Below are 17,506 nucleotides of genomic sequence, written 5' to 3'. Positions count from 1 at the left end.
TTGATGCCCCCGCCCGCCGTCGCGCTTGTTGAACACAGGTTTCCCACACAATGAATTCGCGCTCCAAGCCCGCTCTCAAAAAGTCTGCTCTCCGCAAGCCAGCCACTAAGACCTCCGCCGCCAAGAAATCCGCCGTCAGGGCAAAGCCCTCCACGTCGTCCAAATCTTCGTCCGTCAAGCCCGCGAGCAAGACCGGCAAGCTTCCGGAGTGGAACCTGGCCGATCTCTATTCCGGGATCGATGCGCCGGAAGTGGCGCGCGATCTCGAAACGATGGATGCCGACTGCGTCGCGTTCGAGACGGACTACAAGGGCAAGCTGGCGACAGGGACAGCAAACGAAGATGGCGGAAAATGGCTCGCGGAAGCCGTGCGACGCTATGAGGCAATCGACGATCTTGCCGGCCGGCTCGGTTCCTATGCCGGGCTCGTCCACGCCGGCGACAGCGTGGACCCTGCGATTTCAAAGTTTTACGGCGATGTGTCGGAGCGGCTGACGGCGGCGTCCACGCATTTGCTGTTCTTCGCGCTCGAGCTCAACCGTGTCGATGACGATATTTTGAACCGGGCCATGCAAGCGCCCGAGCTCGCGCACTACCGTCCCTGGATCGAGGATCTGCGCAAGGAGAAGCCGTATCAGCTCGACGACAAGCTCGAGCAGCTTTTCCTGGAGAAGGCGCAGACCGGCTATTCCGCCTTCAACCGGCTGTTCGACCAGACCATCTCCGGACTGCGCTTCAAGGTCGGGGCCAAGGAGCTGGCGATCGAGCCGACGCTCAATCTGCTGCAGGACCGCGACGGCGCCAAGCGCAAGAGCGCGGCCGAGGCACTGGCAAAAACCTTCAAGGCCAATGAGCGCACCTTTGCGCTGATTACCAACACACTCGCCAAGGACAAGGACATCTCCGACCGCTGGCGCGGCTTCCAGGACGTCGCGGATTCCCGCCATCTCAACAACCGCGTCGAGCGCGAAGTGGTGGATGCGCTGGTCGCCTCGGTGCGGGCGGCCTATCCAAAGCTGTCGCATCGCTATTACGCGTTGAAGGCGAAGTGGTTCGGCAAGAAGCGGCTGGCTTATTGGGATCGCAATGCGCCGCTGCCCTTTGCCGCGACCGATACCATCGGCTGGCCCGACGCGCGCAACATGGTGCTGACGGCCTATCGCGGCTTCTCGCCCAAAATGGCCGATATCGCCGAGCGCTTCTTCACCGATCGCTGGATCGACGCGCCGGTGCGGCCGGGCAAGGCGCCGGGCGCGTTCTCGCATCCGACCACGCCGTCGGCGCACCCTTATGTGCTGATGAACTACCAGGGCAAGCCGCGCGACGTGATGACGCTCGCCCACGAGCTCGGCCATGGCGTGCATCAGGTGCTGGCGGCGAAGAATGGCGCGCTGATGGCGCCGACGCCGCTGACGCTGGCGGAGACCGCCAGTGTGTTTGGCGAGATGCTCACGTTCAGGCGGCTGCTGGCGCAGACCAAAAATGCAAAACAGCGCCAGGCGCTGCTCGCCGGCAAGGTCGAGGACATGATCAACACCGTGGTGCGGCAGATCGCGTTCTACTCGTTCGAGCGCGCGGTCCACACCGAGCGCAAGAACGGCGAGCTCACCGCGACCCGGCTCGGCGAGATCTGGCTGTCGGTGCAAGGCGAGAGCCTGGGTCCAGCGATCGAGATCAAGGCGGGCTATGAGAACTACTGGATGTACATCCCGCACTTCATCCATTCGCCGTTCTACGTTTACGCCTACGCGTTCGGCGATTGCCTCGTGAACTCGCTCTACGCGGTCTACGAGAACGCGAACGAGGGCTTTGCCGAGCGTTATCTCGACATGCTCGCTGCCGGCGGCACCAAGCATTATTCCGAGTTGCTGCGGCCGTTCGGGCTCGATGCCAAGGACCCGAAGTTCTGGGACGGCGGCCTGAGTGTCATCGCCGGGATGATCGGCGAGCTGGAGGCGATGGGACGAGCGTAGTGTCGTAAAACATTTGTTGAACAGATGAGTGGGTCGTGTTATACAGATGTATAACGAGGTGCGCCGATGAACGAGAACGCGAGCTCTAAGGACTTGAAGAACGAATCCACCGTGCTTCAGGTGCGCAAGATAGGCAATTCGATCGGCGTTATCCTGCCGAAGGAGCTCGCGGGTCGTCTGAATCTCAAAGAGGGCGACAGGCTGTTTCCGGTCGAGCAGTCGGACGGTGGCGTGTTGCTGACGCCGCATGATCCTGACTTCGAAAAAGCAATGGAAGTCGCACGGCGAGGCATGAAGCGTTATCACAACGCTCTCGCCGAGCTTGCCAAGTGAATGAGCCGTTCTGGCTGACCCGTCGGATCATCATTGCGATCCACGACGAACAACTGGCGATCCATGGCGGCGCAAGCGGACTTCGAGATGAAGGCATGCTCGAATCCGCGCTCGATCGGCCCAGAAACAAATGGTCTTACGAGAGCGCCGATCTTCCCGAATTGGCGGCGGCGTACGCCTTCGGCATCGCGCGCAACCATCCGTTCGTCGACGGCAATAAGCGCACGTCGCTTCTGGCGCTGTACACGTTTCTCGGCGTGAACGGCATCGACTTCGTTGTACCCGAGGCTGAAGCGGCAGCCATCATCCTGTCGCTCGCTGCCGGCGAGGTCAGCGAGGAGAACCTGACGCGCTGGATCCGTGACAATTGGGATTCCAAATGACCTGATTTGCGGGAAAACCGCGTCCCGGTGCCGTTGCCCTGCCCGAAACTTTGCGGTATCCCAGCCCAAGAATTCGACTTTCGACTGGGGACAATCCATGGCTGATCATAGCGAAGTGGCGTACAGCACCGCCGACGGCAACGACTACGTTGCCCACGAGCAGACCTACGAGGGCTTCATCAAGCTGGTGAAGTACGGCACGGCCTCGGTCGCGCTCATCGTGATCCTGATGGCGATCTTCCTGACCTGATCTGTCGGCAGCTGCACACGTCAGCGGCAGCAGCTGCCCAGAATATTTGCATCCAAGCCGGTGCTAAAACCGGTATCGAACGCCGCGGGAGTAACGCTTAGTTTGCGCGCGCGCTGTCCCGTGCCGCCGGAGGACCTATGAAGATCGCCGTTGCCAAGGAAATCGATCCGCTCGAGCCGCGAGTCGCCGCTTCGCCCGATACGGTGAAGAAGTTCAAGGCGCTTGGCGCCGAGATCGCCGTCGAGCCGGGCGCCGGCCTCAAATCGGGCCTGCCGGATTCCGAATTCACTGCCGTGGGCGCCACCGTCAGTGCGGATGCGCTGAAGGATGCCGACATCATCATCAAGGTGAAGCGCCCTGAAGCCTCCGAGCTCGCGCAGTACAAGCGCGGCGCGCTCGTCATCGCCATCATGGACCCCTACGGCAACGAGGCCGCGCTGAAGACGATTGCCGATGCCGGCGTCTCCGCCTTTGCAATGGAATTGATGCCGCGCATCACCCGCGCGCAGGTGATGGACGTGCTGTCATCGCAGGCGAACCTCGCCGGCTACCGCGCGGTGATCGAGGGCGCCGAGGCGTTCGGCCGCGCCTTCCCGATGATGATGACCGCTGCCGGCACTGTGCCTGCCGCGAAAGTGTTCGTGATGGGCGTCGGCGTCGCCGGCCTCCAGGCGATCGCGACCGCGCGCCGTCTCGGCGCCATCGTGACCGCGACCGACGTGCGGCCCGCGACCAAAGAGCAGGTCGAATCGCTCGGCGCGAAATTCCTCGCCGTCGAGGACGAGGAGTTCAAGAACGCCCAGACCGCCGGCGGCTACGCCAAGGAAATGTCCAGGGAATACCAGGCCAAGCAGGCCGCGCTCACCGCCGAGCACATCAAGAAGCAGGACATCGTGATCACCACCGCGCTGATTCCGGGCCGGCCCGCGCCGAAGCTCGTCTCCGGCGAGATGGTCAAGTCGATGAAGCCGGGCTCGGTGCTGGTCGATCTCGCCGTCGAGCGCGGCGGCAATGTCGAGGGCGCCAAGGCCGGTGAGGTCGTCGACCTCGATGGCATCAAGATCGTCGGCTACACCAACGTTGCCGGCCGCGTCGCGGCCTCTGCCTCCAGCCTCTACGCGCGCAATCTGTTCTCCTTCATCGAGACCATGGTCGACAAGAAGGAGAAGAAGCTCGCCGTGAACTGGGACGACGAACTGGTCAAGGCGACCGCGCTCACGAAAGACGGCGCCGTCATCCACCCGAACTTCCAGCCGAAGGTTTAAGGAGACCCGCCATGGAGCATGCTGCACAGGTCGTCGACCCCTTCATCTTCCGGCTGTCGATCTTCGTCCTCGCCGTCTTCGTCGGCTATTTCGTGGTGTGGTCGGTGACACCGGCCCTGCACACGCCGCTGATGAGCGTGACCAACGCGATCTCCTCGGTGATCGTGGTCGGCGCGTTGCTTGCCGGCGGCGTCGCGAACGTCTCGAGTGGCTCGGGCTGGGCCCGCGCCTTCGGCTTTGTCGCGCTCATTTTCGCCTGCGTGAACATTTTTGGCGGCTTCCTTGTCACCCAGCGCATGCTGGCGATGTACAAGAAGAAGTCGAAGTAAGCGGCCACCTCGGGCTGAAGGGATCAATGGGGACCTGAGATGAGCGCCAACCTCTCTGCATTTTTGTATCTCGTGGCGGGAGTGCTGTTCATCCTGTCGCTGCGCGGGCTGTCGAGCCCGGCGTCGTCGCGCCAGGGCAATCTGTTCGGCATGATCGGCATGGCGATTGCGGTCGCCACCACGCTGGCCAACCATCCGCCGGCAGACGGCCTCGCCTGGGTGCTCGTCATCGTCGGTATCGCCATCGGTGCCGCGATCGGCGCGGTGATCGCCCGCCGCGTGCCGATGACCTCGATGCCGGAACTGGTCGCCGCCTTCCACTCGCTGGTCGGCATGGCCGCGGTGCTGGTCGCCGCCGGCGCGTTCTACGCGCCCGAGGCCTTCGACATCGGCACTCCCGGCAACATCCATCCGCAGAGCCTGGTCGAGATGTCGCTCGGCGTCGCCATCGGCGCGCTGACCTTTACAGGCTCGGTGATCGCGTTCCTGAAGCTGTCCGCGCGGATGAGCGGCGCGCCGATCATCCTGCCCGCCCGTCACATCATCAACATCGCGATTGCGGTGGCGCTGGTGTTCTTCATCGTCCGCCTGGTCCTGACCGGCGGCGCGCTCGACTTCTGGCTGATCGTCATCCTGGCGCTGGCGCTCGGCGTGCTCATGATCATCCCGATCGGCGGCGCCGACATGCCGGTCGTGATCTCGATGCTGAACTCGTACTCCGGCTGGGCTGCGGCCGGCATCGGCTTCACGCTCGGCAATTCCGCGCTGATCATCACCGGCGCGCTGGTCGGCTCCTCGGGCGCGATCCTGTCCTACATCATGTGCCACGCGATGAACCGGTCCTTCATCTCGGTCATCCTCGGCGGCTTCGGCGGCGAGACCGCGGCGGCCGGCGGTGGCGGCGGCGAGCAGAAGCCAGCCAAGCTCGGCTCGGCCGACGACGCGGCCTTCATCATGAAGAACGCACAGAAGGTCATCATCGTGCCCGGCTACGGCATGGCGGTGGCGCAGGCGCAGCACGCGCTGCGCGAGATGGGCGACATCCTGAAGAAGGAAGGCGTCGAGGTGAAGTACGCCATTCACCCGGTCGCCGGCCGCATGCCCGGCCACATGAACGTGCTGCTCGCCGAAGCCAACGTGCCCTATGACGAGGTGTTCGAGCTCGAGGACATCAACTCCGAGTTCGCGCAGGCCGACATCGCCTTCGTGATCGGCGCCAACGACGTCACCAACCCGGCGGCCGAAGAGGACAAGACCTCGCCGATCTACGGCATGCCCGTGCTGCAGGTCTGGAAGGCCGGCACCGTGATGTTCATCAAGCGCTCGCTCGCCTCCGGCTATGCCGGCATCGACAATCCGCTGTTCTACCGCGACAACACCATGATGCTGCTCGGCGACGCCAAGAAGGTCACCGAGAACATCGTCAAGGCGATGTAGCACGCGAAGGAAACGGACCGTGGCCATCAACAAGGAATGGCACCGGTCTCATCGCATGCCGCTCAAGGCGACGCGCGAGCAGCGCGTCGCCTGGCATGCCGCCCACAAGGCGGAGTGCGGCTGCCGCGACGTACCGGCGGGCCTCCGGCCCGACGTCATGAAATTGCTGCGGAGCCGTCGCAAGCCCTGAGCCTGAACCGGGGGCCGGCCGCGCAATGATCACCATCGCCAAATGGACTGTCATCCTGCTCGCGACCGTCTATCTCGCCGGGCTCGTCTTGCTCTATGCCCGGCAGCGCGAGATGCTGTTTCCGATACCGACCGCCAAGCGGACCCCACCTGAGGCGGCAGATTGTCCCGAGGCGGAGGAGCATGTCCTGACCACCTCGGATGGCGAGAAGATCATCGTCTGGCACGTGCCGGCGAGGCCCGGTCGTCCCGTGATCCTGTATTTTCCGGGCAATGGCGATTTTCTGGCCGGCCGTGTCAGCCGCTTCAAGGCCATGACGGCTGATGGCACCGGCCTCGTCGCGCTGTCCTACCGCGGCTATGCCGGCTCGAGCGGCGCGCCGAGCGAGGAGGGGTTGCTGCGCGATGCCGCTGCCGCCTATGCCTTCACCACGGCCCGCTACGCGGCGGAACGAATCGTCGCCTGGGGCTTCTCGCTCGGGACCGGCGTGGCGGTCGCGCTCGCCTCGCAACAGCGTGTTGGAAAGCTGGTCCTGGAGGCGCCTTATACGTCGACGGCCGACATTGCATCTTCGTCATTCTGGTTCGTGCCCGTGCGCCTCTTGATGCGCGATCCGTTCCCTTCCGACGAGCGGATTGCGCGCGTCACGGTGCCGCTCCTGGTGATGCATGGCACCAACGACCTTGTCATTTCGATCGTATTCGGAGAGCGTCTGTTCGCGCTCGCGCATGAACCGAAGCAGTTCGTTCGCTTTGCGGGCGGCGGACATGACAATCTCGATGCATTCGGTGCGATCGAAACGGCAAGGCGCTTCATTGGATCCTGAACGGCTCGTCACCCGGCTCTGGGGCATATCCCTCGTCGCCATCCTCGCTTTGTTGCCGCAGCAGGCATCGGCCGCAACCGGGCTCGATGGTGCTGCGATGCGCTGGCCCTATGCGCTTCCCTTTGCCGGCCTGTTGCTGTCGATCGCGCTCGGACCGCTGCTGTTTGCAAAAGTCTGGCACCATCATTACGGCAAGATCGCTGCGGCCTGGTCGCTGCTGGCGCTGGCCTCGCTCGTCATTTTTGCCGGGAGCATGGCGACGCTGGCGGCTTTCGTCCATGCCATGCTCGCTGAATATCTCGGCTTCATCGTGCTGCTGTTCGCGCTCTATGTCGTGGCCGGTGGCATCCTCATCACCGGCGATATCAAGGCCACGCCGGCGACGAATGCCGGCATCCTCGCCCTCGGCACCTTGATGGCAAGCATCGTCGGCACCACGGGGGCCGCGATGATCCTGGTCCGTCCGCTGATCCGCGCCAACCGGCCGCGGCGCTACAACGCCCATGTCATCATCTTCTTCATCATCCTGGTCGCCAATGTCGGTGGCGCGCTGAGCCCGCTCGGCGATCCCCCGCTGTTCGTCGGTTTCCTGCACGGCGTCGACTTCTTCTGGACCACGCGGAACATCTGGTTGCAGACCGCGATCGTCGCCGGATTGCTGCTCGCGATCTTCATCGCCATCGACTTCTGGCGCTTCCGCAGCGAGCCTGATCTCAGCGACGCCGGTCCTGCGGATCCGGTCCGCATCCGCGGCCTCGTCAACCTCGTGCTGATCGCAGCCATCGTCGCGAGCCTGCTTGCCTCGGCGATGTGGAAGCCCGCTGTTGCTTTCGACGTTCTCGGAACCAAGCTGGAGCTGGAAGACATCGCGCGCAATGTGGCGCTGCTTTCCATTGCGGCGCTGTCGGTGTGGTTGACGCCGGACGAGCACAGGGAAGCCAACGGCTTCACCTGGGAGCCGATCCGCGAGGTCGCAAAACTGTTCGCTGGCATTTTTGTCGCCATCATCCCGGTCATTGCCATGCTCAATGCCGGCCATCACGGCGCCTTCGCCTGGCTGTTGTCGGCCGTGACGGCGCCGGACGGAGCGCCGCGCGAGGTCGCCTATTTCTGGTTCACCGGCCTGATGTCGGCGTTTCTCGACAATGCGCCGACCTATCTGTTGTTTTTCCAGCTTGCCGGCGGCGATCCGCAAACGCTGATGCACGAGCTGTCGGGAACGCTCGCGTCGGTCTCGATGGGCGCCGTCTACATGGGAGCGCTCACCTATATCGGCAATGCGCCGAACTTCATGGTCAGTAGCATCGCCAGCGAGAACGGCATCGAGATGCCGAGCTTCTTCGGCTATCTCTTGCGCGCCGGCGCTGTGCTGATCCCGCTGTTCATGCTGCTGACGCTGCTGCCGGTCGCGCCGATCCTGCGCTGGCATTGAATCTGCCGGCCGATTTGCTGCGGCTCCCTGGCGACCATCGGGTCGACGATCCCAGCTATCGGCGTCGCCACCTGCTCTTGCTCCTGACCTTCATCCTGAGCATGCCGGCCTTCGGCACGGGCAGGACAAACGTCCTGTTCGGGCTGGTCCATATGATGGTATCTGGCGTCTACGTGTTCATGGATTTCGTGCCCTGAAGCGCGACGTCCCAGGAGAGGTTCCAGATGCTTGCCGCCAAGTCCGAGGTCCAGGTCGACAACGAGGAGGTCCGGGTGACCGAATGGCGGCTTCCGCCCGGTGGCGCCACCGGGCATCACACCCACGGCATGGACTATGTGATCGTTCCCGTCGTCGCGGGGGAAATGACCATCGTGGCGCCGGGCGGCGAGCGGTCCAAGGCGCAGCTGGCAGCCGGGAAATCCTATTTCCGCAAGGCGGGCGTCCAACATGACGTACTTAACGAAACCTCAACCGAGATCGTGTTCCTTGAGATCGAGCTAAAGCCGTAGATCCGGCCCTAACACTTGCCATCGATCCGTCGCACTTGATCCCTTACAATGCCCCAAAGTTCCCGCATCAGATCGCGCGGGGAGTGGCCGGAATGCTGAAATACCTCGCTAAAATTTCGATGGATATTTTCCCCTCGGTGCTCGCGACGATCATCGGGGCGTACATCGTTAACCACTACATCAACGCCAAGCCGGCGGCTGATGCCCCTGCGGCCGTCGTGGCCCCTGCCGAGGCCGGCAAGAACGGCAAACCCGCCGATGTCGCCAATCTCCCTGCGCCCGGCGTCAAGGCCAAAGGCATCCCCGAGAAGAGCGTGACGGAAAAGCCGGCGGCCGAAAAGGCTGCCGATCAGCCGTCCACCGAGCACAAGGCTGCGGATGTGGCCCCGGCCGAGGCCAGCCCGCGTGGCAAGCCGTCGGCGCGCGAGAAGGCGGTCGCCAAGTCGACCCCGGCCGCCAGCACGCCCGCTCCCGCCGCTCCGGTGGTAGAGGCCAATTCGGCGCCGGCTGCTGCGGCTCCGGCCCCCGACGCCAACGACCTCGTGCGTGCCGCGATCGAGCGCCTGCGCAAGACTCCTGAGGGCAAGTCTTCCGAGGGCAAGTCTTCCGAGGGCAAGTCCGCCGAAACCAAACCTGCCGAGGTTAGGCCGTCCGAGACCAAGTCAGCCGAGAGGCCGACTGAGCCTGCCGTGCGGGAAGCCGCCCGCACGCCCGAGGCCCCGCGGGTCGTCAGCATGGAGCCGGCTACGGTCCGCCCGCTGCCGCCGCCGATCACGGTATCGACGCCCTCACCAGAGGCCTATGGCAGGGATGGCTCCTCGCCGGCCAATCCGTCCTACACGGCCTCGGTCGGCAACGATGATCCGAATCGGATGACGCCGCCGGCTGACATTCCCGTGCCGATGATCGCGCCACCGCTCGATCTGCGCGCCGACGCCGGTGGCTCCATGCCGCGGCCCAAGAAGACCAATGTCGCCGACGAGATGCTGTCGGGCATGAAGTCGATGTTCCACTCCGTTCTGCCGAAGAGCGCCACCCCCGATTAAGACGGCGCCTGCGCCGTCAAAGCCGTCAGCCGCCGACGCGGGCAAGACCGCTGCGCGCGGCGTCGTCGCGTGGGCGAAGCGAGACAGCCCTGGTGTAGGACGCCGCCGCCTTGGCCCTATCGCCCAGCCGCTCATAGGCCTGTCCGCGCGTGGTCCAGACCTGCGCGTTGTGCGGATCGGCCTCGGAGGCCTCGTCCAGATCGGCCGTGGCCTCCTTGACCTTGCCGAGCGCGAGATAGCTGGTGGCGCGGCCGAGCAGCGGCTCGACCTTCTGTGGGTTGAGTCCGCTCGCAGCACTGAAATCTGCGATGGCGAAGTCGTGCTGATTGTTGCCCTGGTAGATCAGGGCACGGCCATACAGCGCCTGCGCATTGTAGGGATCGAGCGCGACCGCGCGATTGAACTCGTCGAGCGCTGCCGCGACCTCGCCTGACTTGGCCAGGGATTGGGCTTTTGCGGTGTGGGCCTGAGCTTCGGTGACGTTGCCGGCACTCACCGCGCTCTCGGCGGGCGTGGCGGCCTTTGGGGCCTCCTGCGGCTTGTCCTTCTCCGGCATCAGCGATCCCAGATCGAAGGAGCAGCCGCACAGCGCAATCCCCATCAACGCCAGCGCGAACGGCGGCCGCCAGATCGGGCGTCGCCGCGCCAAGCCGTGCTGGGGGAAGGGGGAGGCCATCTACGATTCGCTCGCGCTAGAGCATGATCCGGACCTGAAGGGCCGCGTTGGCGAAAAGTATGCAGCGGTTTTCCCTCGCGACAAAGGCGGAACGCGCTTGCGTAGAGATCAAGGTCAAACAACAAATTAAAGCGCGACGACGTTCAATCCAAATCTCATCGCGTTTGCGTGCCGCATCCATGGTGCCCAGCTCGGAAGGGCAGCGCGCACAAACAATAACGCGGGCCAGAGGCCCGCGTCATCGAAACTGAAATCTTGCAAGATTCGGTAAATCAGCGCGGTCCGCGCGGACCTGCACCCGGGCCGCCACGACCGCCGCGATCACCGCCGGGACCTGCGCCGAACACCGGCTTCGGCTTCATCGGCAGCAGGCCTTCGCGCTGCAGCTTCTTGCGGGCCAGCTTGCGCGCACGGCGCACGGCTTCGGCCTTTTCGCGGGCCTTCTTCTCGGAGGGCTTCTCGTAATGACCGCGGAGCTTCATCTCGCGGAAAATTCCCTCGCGCTGCATCTTCTTCTTCAGCGCCTTGAGGGCTTGGTCGACATTGTTATCGCGAACGAGAACCTGCACGCGGCATCCTCTTCAGTGGATCGGATTTGAATTCTGGTAAGACGAAGGGGATGGCGAAAACGCGCAAGCCCTTAACCTTGAGGGCGCGGATGTATCAGACAAATCCCGGGATGTCCACCGGCCAAGCGGGTATTCGGGCCAAGTTCAGCCATTAAATGAGGCGAAAATACCTCCGCGCGGCCCTGATTTGGGCGATTCGACGCCAGGGATGGGGCCGTTTCCGGAGCTTGTTCCGGAATCTTTGAAAGCAGGGGACGACACATGGATATCAAGAAATACGCCGCTGAAGCCATCGGCACCTTCTGGCTCACATTCGCAGGCTGCGGAAGCGCGGTGATCGCTGCCGGGTTCCCGCAGGTCGGAATCGGTCTGGTGGGTGTCTCCCTCGCATTCGGACTGAGCGTGGTCACCATGGCCTATGCGATCGGCCACATATCGGGCTGCCATCTCAACCCGGCCGTCACGGTCGGTCTTGCCGCCGGCGGGCGTTTTCCGAGCGGGCAGATCCTGCCCTATGTGATCGCGCAGGTGGCCGGCGCGATCGTGGCCGCCGGGCTCCTCTACGTCATCGCGAGCGGAGCTCCCGGATTCGATGTCAGCAAGGGCTTCGCATCCAACGGCTATGATGCGCATTCGCCCGGCCAGTACAGCATGATCGTGTGCTTCCTCACCGAGGTGGTGATGACCATGATGTTCCTGTTCATCATCATGGGCGCGACCCATGGCCGCGCGCCCGCAGGCTTCGCGCCGCTCGCGATCGGGCTCGCGCTGGTGATGATTCATCTCGTCAGCATCCCCGTCACCAACACCTCGGTGAACCCGGCGCGCAGCACGGGCCCTGCGCTGTTCGTCGGCGGCTGGGCGACGGCGCAGCTCTGGCTGTTCTGGGTGGCACCGCTGATCGGCGGCGCGCTGGGCGGGGTGATCTATCGCTGGCTCAGCGAGGAGCCCACGGGCGTCGTCGCAGGCGCGAAGACGGCCTAAAGCATGATCCGGAAAAGTGCGAAGCGGTTTTCCGGAAAGATCATGCGCAAACATCAACCTAAAGTGCGATGACGATTCATCCAAATCTCATGGCGCTTTAGAGCGGAGCGGGATCGCAGCTCGAAGCTGCGGTCCCGCTACTTGCCTTTCGTCGGCCTGACTTCGGTGACGTGGCCCATCTTCCGGCCGGGACGCGGCGCACCCTTGCCGTAGATGTGCACGGTCGCGCCCGGCACGCTCAGCCACTTTTCGTAATCGTTGATCTCGTCGCCGATCAAATTGGTCATGGTGACGATTTCGCCGTGGCGCACGGGCTTGCCGAGCGGCCAGCCGGCGATGGCGCGGATGTGCTGCTCGAACTGCGAGACCGACGCGCCGTCGAGCGTCCAGTGCCCGGAATTGTGCACGCGCGGGGCGATCTCATTGACCAGCACCTTCGGGCCGGTGCCGTTGGCGAGCACGAACATCTCGACAGCGAGCACGCCGACATAGTCGAGCGCGCTTGCGATCTTGCCGGCGATGCTGCGTGCTTCCTCGGCGAGCGCAGCCGGGATCGGCGCGGGCGCGCGCGATATCTTCAGAATGTGGTCGCGGTGCTCGTTCTCGGTGACGTCGAAACACTCGACCTGGCCTGTGACCGAGCGCGCGGCGATCACGGAGATCTCGCGCTCGTATGGCACGAAGGCTTCCAGGATCGCCGATTTGGTGGCGAGGCTGGTCCACACCTTGGCGATGTCGTCGCCCTCGCGGATGATGGCCTGGCCCTTGCCGTCATAACCGAATCGGCGGGTCTTGAGCACGGCCGGAAGGCCGATCCTGACGATCGCCTCGCGCAGCGAGGAGACGGAGGTGACGTCGGCATAGGCTGCGGCGCCGATGCCGAGCCGCGTCACGAAATCCTTCTCGGCGAGCCGGTCCTGGGTGGTCTCGAGAATCTTGCGGTTGGGCAGCACGGGTCGGCGCGCGTCCAGCACCATCGCGGCGGCCGATGGCACGTTCTCGAATTCGTAGGTGATGACGTCGACGTCGTTGGCGAACAGTTCGAGCGCTTCGACGTCGGCATATTCGGCGCAGGTTGCGTTCAATACGACGTCGAAGGCCGGCGAGTCCGGATCGGGCGAGAACACCTGGCAGCGCAGGCCGAGCCGCGCCGCAGCCATGGCCAGCATCCGGCCCAATTGTCCGCCGCCGAGGATTCCGATGGTGTCACCGGGCTTCAGCTTCACCTGCCTGGTGTCGGTCACGCCTTGTCCTCCGGGCGCTCGGCGACCGCCTCGGTCTGCGCCTTGCGCCAGGCGGCGAGGCGATCGGACAAGGCCGGGTCGGACAACGCCAGGACGGCCGCCGCCAGCAGCGCGGCGTTGGTCGCGCCGGCCTTGCCGATGGCGAGGGTGCCGACCGGGATGCCGGCGGGCATCTGGACGATCGAATAGAGCGAATCGAGGCCCTTGAGCGTCTTGGATTCGACGGGAACGCCGAACACCGGGAGTTCGGTCAGCGCCGCCGCCATACCGGGCAGGTGCGCAGCGCCACCGGCGCCGGCGATGATGACCTTGTAACCCGCGGCCTTGGCGCCCTTGGCGAAAGCAAAGAGACGGTCGGGGGTTCGGTGGGCCGAGACGATGCGGGTATCGGCGGCGACGCCGAGCGCGGCAAGCGTGTCGGCGGCATGCCGCATCGTGTCCCAGTCCGACTGGCTTCCCATGATGATGGCGATCGGCGCGGTCATGACGTTAATTGTGCCCGAAAAACAGAAAGATAGGCCAGATTAACGGTTCCGGCCGGCGGCTCGCAAGGCGGTGGCAAGGAGAAGGGAATCCACTATCCTGTCTTGGTGAATCCCCGCAAGCCTTCATTGAGCAGGATGCCCATGAAGAAACCAAAAAGGGCAGGCGCTGCGAAGGCCAAAAAGGGCCGGAAGACCAGCGCCGGCCGATCCAAAGCCGCCCCAAAACGGCTGACCACGCGTTCGGCGAGGCCGCCGGGGCGCGGCGCGTCGGGCGATGGGGTCAAGGATACCGTCAGGGCGACGATCCGGGGCTTGCGGACCAAGCTCAAGGAGGCGCAGCGCCGGGTAGCGGAACTGGAAGCTGCGGCCGATACCGATTTCCTGCTGGCGATTCCGAACCGGCGCGGCTTCGAGCGCGAGCTGGCGCGCGCCATCGCCTACATGAAGCGTTACCGCGCCAGCGGGGCGCTGATCGTGCTCGACGTTGACAGGTTGAAGCCGATCAACGATTCGTTCGGTCATGGCGCCGGCGACGAGGTGCTCAAGGCGATTGCCGCTACGCTGACGCGGCAGGTCCGCGCCTCCGACGTGGTCGGCCGGCTCGGGGGCGACGAGTTCGCGCTGCTGCTGTGGAATCTCAGCGAGACCGACGCCAAGGCGAAGGCGGCCATCTTCGAGCAGGCGGTCGACGAATTGTCCTTTGTATTTCGCGGCCAGGAGGTGACCGCGGGCGCCTCCGCCGGTGTCGCCCTACTGGGGGCGCAGTCCGACGCGGGCCGCGCCCTGGAGGAGGCCGATGCCGCCATGTATGTGCGCAAGGCGCACCGGCGGCACGAGCCGCGGGTCAGGCTGGTCGGCAGCTAAAGCGCGCTGAGATCTGGCGGTACGTTACCGAATTTCCGCAGCAATTTGGCGTCGCCAAACTCGCCGGTCAGGGGATCGCCGCTGCGGCTGAAGGCGACGGCGCCGATATGGCCGGCGCCGTGCGCCAGCATTTCCGCACGACGCAGGGCGGCAGCCGATGTCTGGCATTCCTCGGCAGCACCCGCCACCGGCGATCCGTCCTCGTCGATCAGGAAGGGCAATGCAACGTAGTAGGTGACGTCGGGCATGGTCGGCTCCGATAGCTGACGGTTCAGGCGGCGCTGCTCTTGCTCCGCATCTTGCTGCGCGAGGTGTCCGGAATGCAGCCGGCGGAAATCGCCGCCTGCAATTCCTCCAGCTCGGCCTCCAGATATTCGTTGGCCATGATCAGCGCCTTGATGGTGCTGCGCAGATTGCCGTCGCACATCGCGATCGCCTGATCGCAGGCCTGTTCATAATGGCTGTTGTCGAGAAGGGCGGCTGTCGACATCTGCATTGTCCTTGTCAGTTGTCCTGGGCGTTTTCTGGGGGCGCTGGGGTCCTCAAATGTTCCTATTTTGTTCTTTTGGAGTCAAGCGGATTCATCCGCGCGAGGGAAAACCGGCTCGCAGGTCAGGCGATGATGTCGGGGGTGATCTGATCTTCGATGAACGCGATGCGGTCTCGTAACAACAGCTTGCGCTTCTTCAAGCGCTGTAACCGCAATAGGTCGGGGGCGGGCGATTGATGCAGTGCATCGATCGCCGCATCGAGATCTCGGTGTTCCTGCTGCAACCGGGTGAGCTCGGCTTCGAGCTCACGCTCGTCTTCATTGGTCATGTCTGCGGTGGCCGAAAACCGATAGGCGTGGGATTAAGGCTGTGGATGCCCTGTGGAAATTATCGTCCTTGCGCGGCGTGATCGCAAGCGATCTGCGACCATCGTTCGCCGATCTCCAGCGACATATTTCCGCTGATCGCTGCGGCGCTGCGCAAGCGCATTGATATCATGGATTTTTCCCGCGCGGTTCCTTTACTCACGCTTCGTTACATATGAATTTTCAAAAATGAAGCTGCGATGACTGTTACCCATCGACAGAACGAATCGCTGATGTACACTTCGTTGTCCGGATCGAATCCTGAGGTTCAACCCTACCGAGGAGGTTTCGAATGACAATTCAGGCACATCTCGTTGAATTGGAGCGGAAGCACAAACTTCTCGAAAACGAATTGCACGAAGCTCTCGTGCACCTTTCAACAGACGACCTGCAAATTGTTGAGTTGAAGCGCCGGAAGTTGATGGTCAAGGACCAGATCGAGCGTCTGAGGCACGGCGACACGCTCCACTAAGTAACCCCCGTAACAGCGTAGAGTTGAACGTACCCTTATCCCGCAGGGGTGAGAGCTTTTGCGCTCATCCCTGCAGCAAAGTGCGCACCGTGCAAAGAAATTTGCGCGGTGTTTGGTTTTTGTCTGAACGCGTAGTCTTGCCGCGAAGCGGCATCCGCTTCGCTCGAAAACGCTTCAGATATCTGCGAGCTCGGCGACGTGATCTGCGATCGCGAGCGACGACGTCAGTCCCGGCGATTCGATGCCGAACAGATTGATCAGGCCAGCGACGCCGTGATCGCGCGGGCCCTGCATCAGGAAGTCCTGCGTGGCCACCGCGGGCGGTACGATCTTCGGCCGGATGCCCGAATAGCTCGGCATCAACGCGCCGTCAGGCAGCGTCGGCCAGTATTTGCGGATCGCCGGGTAGAACCGCTCGGCGCGTGACGGGTCGACCTCGTAGTCGATCGTCTCGATCCACTCGACGTCAGGGCCGAAGCGCGCTTGGCCTGCCATGTCCAGCGTCAGATGCACTCCTAACCCGCCGGGTTCGGGCACCGGGTAGATCAGGCGCGAGAACGGCGCCTTGGCATTGCAGCTGAAGTAATTTCCCTTGGCGAGATAGGCCCGCGGAATTCGGTCCAGCGGCATGCCGTCGATGTTGCGCGCCACATTGGTCGCAGAAAGCCCCGCGGCGTTGACGAGGAGGCTGCACTGCAGCGTCATTGGCGCCTCGCCGCCGGCGTCGATCTCGATCAGGCCGTTTGCCGCCTTGGCGCGGATCAGCGGGGTGTGAAACGCGAAGGCCGCGCCGGCTTCCTCGGCTTCGCCGCGCAGCGAGAGCATGTAGGCGTGGCTGTCGATGATGCCCGTCGAGGGCGACAGCAGCGCGGCGTCGCAGGCCAGCGCCGGCTCCAGCGCGCGTGCCGCCCCGCCCGTGAGCTGCTGCATGTCGAGCACGCCATTGGCCTCGGCATGCACCTTGATCGATTGCAGCTTCTCGGTCTCCTGCGGGCTGGTCGCGACGATCAGCTTGCCGCAATTCTTGTGCGGGATGCCGCGCTCGCCACAGTAGCGGTAGAGCGCGTGCTTGCCGTCGACGCACATGCGCGCCATCCAGCTCCCGGCGCGATAGTAGATGCCGGCATGGATCACCTCGCTGTTGCGCGAGGAGGTGATGGTGCCGATCGCCTCGGCCTCCTCGAGCACGATGACCTCGCGCCCGGCCTGCGCAAGCTTTCGAGCCACCGCGAGCCCGACCACGCCGGCTCCGATGACGACGCAATCGACCTTATCCATGGTTGTGCAGGAGGTCCGCTGGAGGCGCCGGTGGCATCAGGCCTGGAGAGAATGCCGCGGGGCCATTTTCCGTTAAGGAAGAATTTATCATGTCAGGGCAATTGC

At 63.9% G+C, this 17,506-nt stretch carries 24 protein-coding genes and 1 pseudogene; 16 read left to right on the top strand and 9 right to left on the bottom strand.

The annotated features are described in order from the left end of the window. The first annotated feature begins 50 nt into the window (after positions 1-50). From RAD04_RS09120 to RAD04_RS09060, 13 genes and pseudogenes are all read left to right on the top strand, one after another. Positions 51-1,973, top strand: coding sequence for a M3 family oligoendopeptidase (locus RAD04_RS09120; RefSeq protein ID WP_461623493.1), 1,923 nt, complete (start codon positions 51-53; stop codon positions 1,971-1,973). A gap of 66 nt (positions 1,974-2,039) precedes the next feature. Beyond that, entirely contained in the window at positions 2,040-2,306 is a 267-nt protein-coding gene (locus tag RAD04_RS09115; protein ID WP_038948412.1) for an AbrB/MazE/SpoVT family DNA-binding domain-containing protein, read from the top strand. Next, positions 2,303-2,689: a type II toxin-antitoxin system death-on-curing family toxin gene (locus RAD04_RS09110; RefSeq protein WP_461623492.1), complete on the top strand. Its 387-nt coding sequence runs from the start codon at positions 2,303-2,305 to the stop codon at positions 2,687-2,689. The genes RAD04_RS09115 and RAD04_RS09110 overlap by 4 nt, the downstream gene beginning before the upstream one ends. A gap of 97 nt (positions 2,690-2,786) precedes the next feature. Continuing rightward, on the top strand, positions 2,787-2,939 hold the full coding sequence (locus tag RAD04_RS09105) for an aa3-type cytochrome c oxidase subunit IV (RefSeq protein WP_018317799.1): 153 nt from the start codon (positions 2,787-2,789) through the stop codon (positions 2,937-2,939). A 137-nt stretch (positions 2,940-3,076) separates the two neighbouring features. Beyond that, positions 3,077-4,204 (top strand): Re/Si-specific NAD(P)(+) transhydrogenase subunit alpha, encoded by a 1,128-nt coding sequence (locus RAD04_RS09100; protein WP_461623491.1) that lies wholly within the window; start codon positions 3,077-3,079, stop codon positions 4,202-4,204. A gap of 11 nt (positions 4,205-4,215) precedes the next feature. Continuing rightward, positions 4,216-4,533, top strand: coding sequence for a proton-translocating transhydrogenase family protein (locus RAD04_RS09095; protein WP_018317801.1), 318 nt, complete (start codon positions 4,216-4,218; stop codon positions 4,531-4,533). Between the two features lie 39 nt (positions 4,534-4,572). Continuing rightward, the gene (locus RAD04_RS09090) at positions 4,573-5,970 is read left to right on the top strand and encodes an NAD(P)(+) transhydrogenase (Re/Si-specific) subunit beta (protein WP_028140295.1); all 1,398 of its coding nucleotides are present in this window, start codon (positions 4,573-4,575) and stop codon (positions 5,968-5,970) included. Positions 5,971-5,989: 19 nt separating this feature from the next. Then, positions 5,990-6,160, top strand: coding sequence for a hypothetical protein (locus RAD04_RS09085; protein WP_461623490.1), 171 nt, complete (start codon positions 5,990-5,992; stop codon positions 6,158-6,160). Positions 6,161-6,188: 28 nt separating this feature from the next. Beyond that, entirely contained in the window at positions 6,189-6,986 is a 798-nt protein-coding gene (locus tag RAD04_RS09080) for an alpha/beta hydrolase (protein WP_461623669.1), read from the top strand. Then, positions 6,940-8,418, top strand: a complete 1,479-nt coding sequence (locus tag RAD04_RS09075) for a sodium:proton antiporter (protein ID WP_461623668.1) — start codon at positions 6,940-6,942, stop codon at positions 8,416-8,418. The genes RAD04_RS09080 and RAD04_RS09075 overlap by 47 nt, the downstream gene beginning before the upstream one ends. Before the next feature lie 24 nt (positions 8,419-8,442). Continuing rightward, a pseudogene (locus RAD04_RS09070) lies at positions 8,443-8,615 on the top strand (ionic transporter y4hA); the annotation flags it as partial. Between the two features lie 27 nt (positions 8,616-8,642). Continuing rightward, positions 8,643-8,927: a cupin domain-containing protein gene (locus RAD04_RS09065; protein ID WP_091956448.1), complete on the top strand. Its 285-nt coding sequence runs from the start codon at positions 8,643-8,645 to the stop codon at positions 8,925-8,927. Positions 8,928-9,019: 92 nt separating this feature from the next. Further along, the gene (locus RAD04_RS09060; protein WP_461623489.1) at positions 9,020-9,973 is read left to right on the top strand and encodes a hypothetical protein; all 954 of its coding nucleotides are present in this window, start codon (positions 9,020-9,022) and stop codon (positions 9,971-9,973) included. Between the two features lie 25 nt (positions 9,974-9,998). On the opposite strand, the gene RAD04_RS09055 is transcribed toward RAD04_RS09060, so the two are convergent. Beyond that, positions 9,999-10,649: a tetratricopeptide repeat protein gene (locus RAD04_RS09055; RefSeq protein WP_461623488.1), complete on the bottom strand. Its 651-nt coding sequence runs from the start codon at positions 10,647-10,649 to the stop codon at positions 9,999-10,001. 272 nt (positions 10,650-10,921) lie between these two features. Continuing rightward, entirely contained in the window at positions 10,922-11,218 is a 297-nt protein-coding gene (gene rpsU / locus RAD04_RS09050) for a 30S ribosomal protein S21 (RefSeq protein WP_008546194.1), read from the bottom strand. Between the two features lie 261 nt (positions 11,219-11,479). On the opposite strand from rpsU, the gene aqpZ reads away from it, so the two are divergent. Next, positions 11,480-12,202, top strand: coding sequence for an aquaporin Z (aqpZ, locus tag RAD04_RS09045; RefSeq protein ID WP_461623487.1), 723 nt, complete (start codon positions 11,480-11,482; stop codon positions 12,200-12,202). 137 nt (positions 12,203-12,339) lie between these two features. Here the strand turns inward: aqpZ and RAD04_RS09040 are convergent, their stop codons facing one another. The 3 genes from RAD04_RS09040 to RAD04_RS09030 all read right to left on the bottom strand — a co-directional run bounded on the left by RAD04_RS09040 (position 12,340) and on the right by RAD04_RS09030 (position 14,215). Further along, positions 12,340-13,446 carry a 5-(carboxyamino)imidazole ribonucleotide synthase gene (locus tag RAD04_RS09040; protein WP_461623486.1) on the bottom strand — a complete coding sequence of 369 codons (1,107 nt, stop codon included), beginning with the start codon at positions 13,444-13,446 and terminating at the stop codon, positions 12,340-12,342. Continuing rightward, complete coding sequence (gene purE, locus RAD04_RS09035) at positions 13,443-13,931, bottom strand: 5-(carboxyamino)imidazole ribonucleotide mutase (RefSeq protein WP_018317812.1); 489 nt, start codon at positions 13,929-13,931, stop codon at positions 13,443-13,445. Before purE ends, RAD04_RS09040 begins: the two co-directional genes overlap by 4 nt. A 92-nt stretch (positions 13,932-14,023) precedes the next feature. After that, positions 14,024-14,215, bottom strand: a complete 192-nt coding sequence (locus RAD04_RS09030; protein ID WP_461623678.1) for a hypothetical protein — start codon at positions 14,213-14,215, stop codon at positions 14,024-14,026. Between RAD04_RS09030 and RAD04_RS09025 the strand changes: the two genes are divergently transcribed. After that, entirely contained in the window at positions 14,160-14,795 is a 636-nt protein-coding gene (locus tag RAD04_RS09025) for a GGDEF domain-containing protein (protein WP_461623667.1), read from the top strand. The genes RAD04_RS09030 and RAD04_RS09025 overlap by 56 nt on opposite strands. Here the strand turns inward: RAD04_RS09025 and RAD04_RS09020 are convergent. The 3 genes from RAD04_RS09020 to RAD04_RS09010 all read right to left on the bottom strand — a co-directional run bounded on the left by RAD04_RS09020 (position 14,792) and on the right by RAD04_RS09010 (position 15,614). Then, the gene (locus RAD04_RS09020; RefSeq protein ID WP_028140285.1) at positions 14,792-15,043 is read right to left on the bottom strand and encodes a hypothetical protein; all 252 of its coding nucleotides are present in this window, start codon (positions 15,041-15,043) and stop codon (positions 14,792-14,794) included. The two genes, RAD04_RS09025 and RAD04_RS09020, sit on opposite strands and share 4 nt — an antisense overlap. A gap of 23 nt (positions 15,044-15,066) precedes the next feature. Then, the gene (locus tag RAD04_RS09015; RefSeq protein WP_028140284.1) at positions 15,067-15,285 is read right to left on the bottom strand and encodes a hypothetical protein; all 219 of its coding nucleotides are present in this window, start codon (positions 15,283-15,285) and stop codon (positions 15,067-15,069) included. Positions 15,286-15,407: 122 nt separating this feature from the next. After that, positions 15,408-15,614: a YdcH family protein gene (locus RAD04_RS09010; protein ID WP_008546179.1), complete on the bottom strand. Its 207-nt coding sequence runs from the start codon at positions 15,612-15,614 to the stop codon at positions 15,408-15,410. A 329-nt stretch (positions 15,615-15,943) separates the two neighbouring features. On the opposite strand from RAD04_RS09010, the gene RAD04_RS09005 reads away from it, so the two are divergent. After that, positions 15,944-16,123 carry a YdcH family protein gene (locus tag RAD04_RS09005; RefSeq protein WP_026201910.1) on the top strand — a complete coding sequence of 60 codons (180 nt, stop codon included), beginning with the start codon at positions 15,944-15,946 and terminating at the stop codon, positions 16,121-16,123. A 174-nt stretch (positions 16,124-16,297) separates the two neighbouring features. On the opposite strand, the gene RAD04_RS09000 is transcribed toward RAD04_RS09005, so the two are convergent. After that, positions 16,298-17,401: an NAD(P)/FAD-dependent oxidoreductase gene (locus tag RAD04_RS09000; RefSeq protein WP_461623485.1), complete on the bottom strand. Its 1,104-nt coding sequence runs from the start codon at positions 17,399-17,401 to the stop codon at positions 16,298-16,300. Positions 17,402-17,506 lie beyond the last annotated feature (105 nt).

Source organism: Bradyrhizobium sp. 25ACV, from assembly GCF_054863005.1.
Note: the sequence above shows the minus strand (reverse complement) of the source record. Positions and strands in the feature narration are given on the sequence as shown.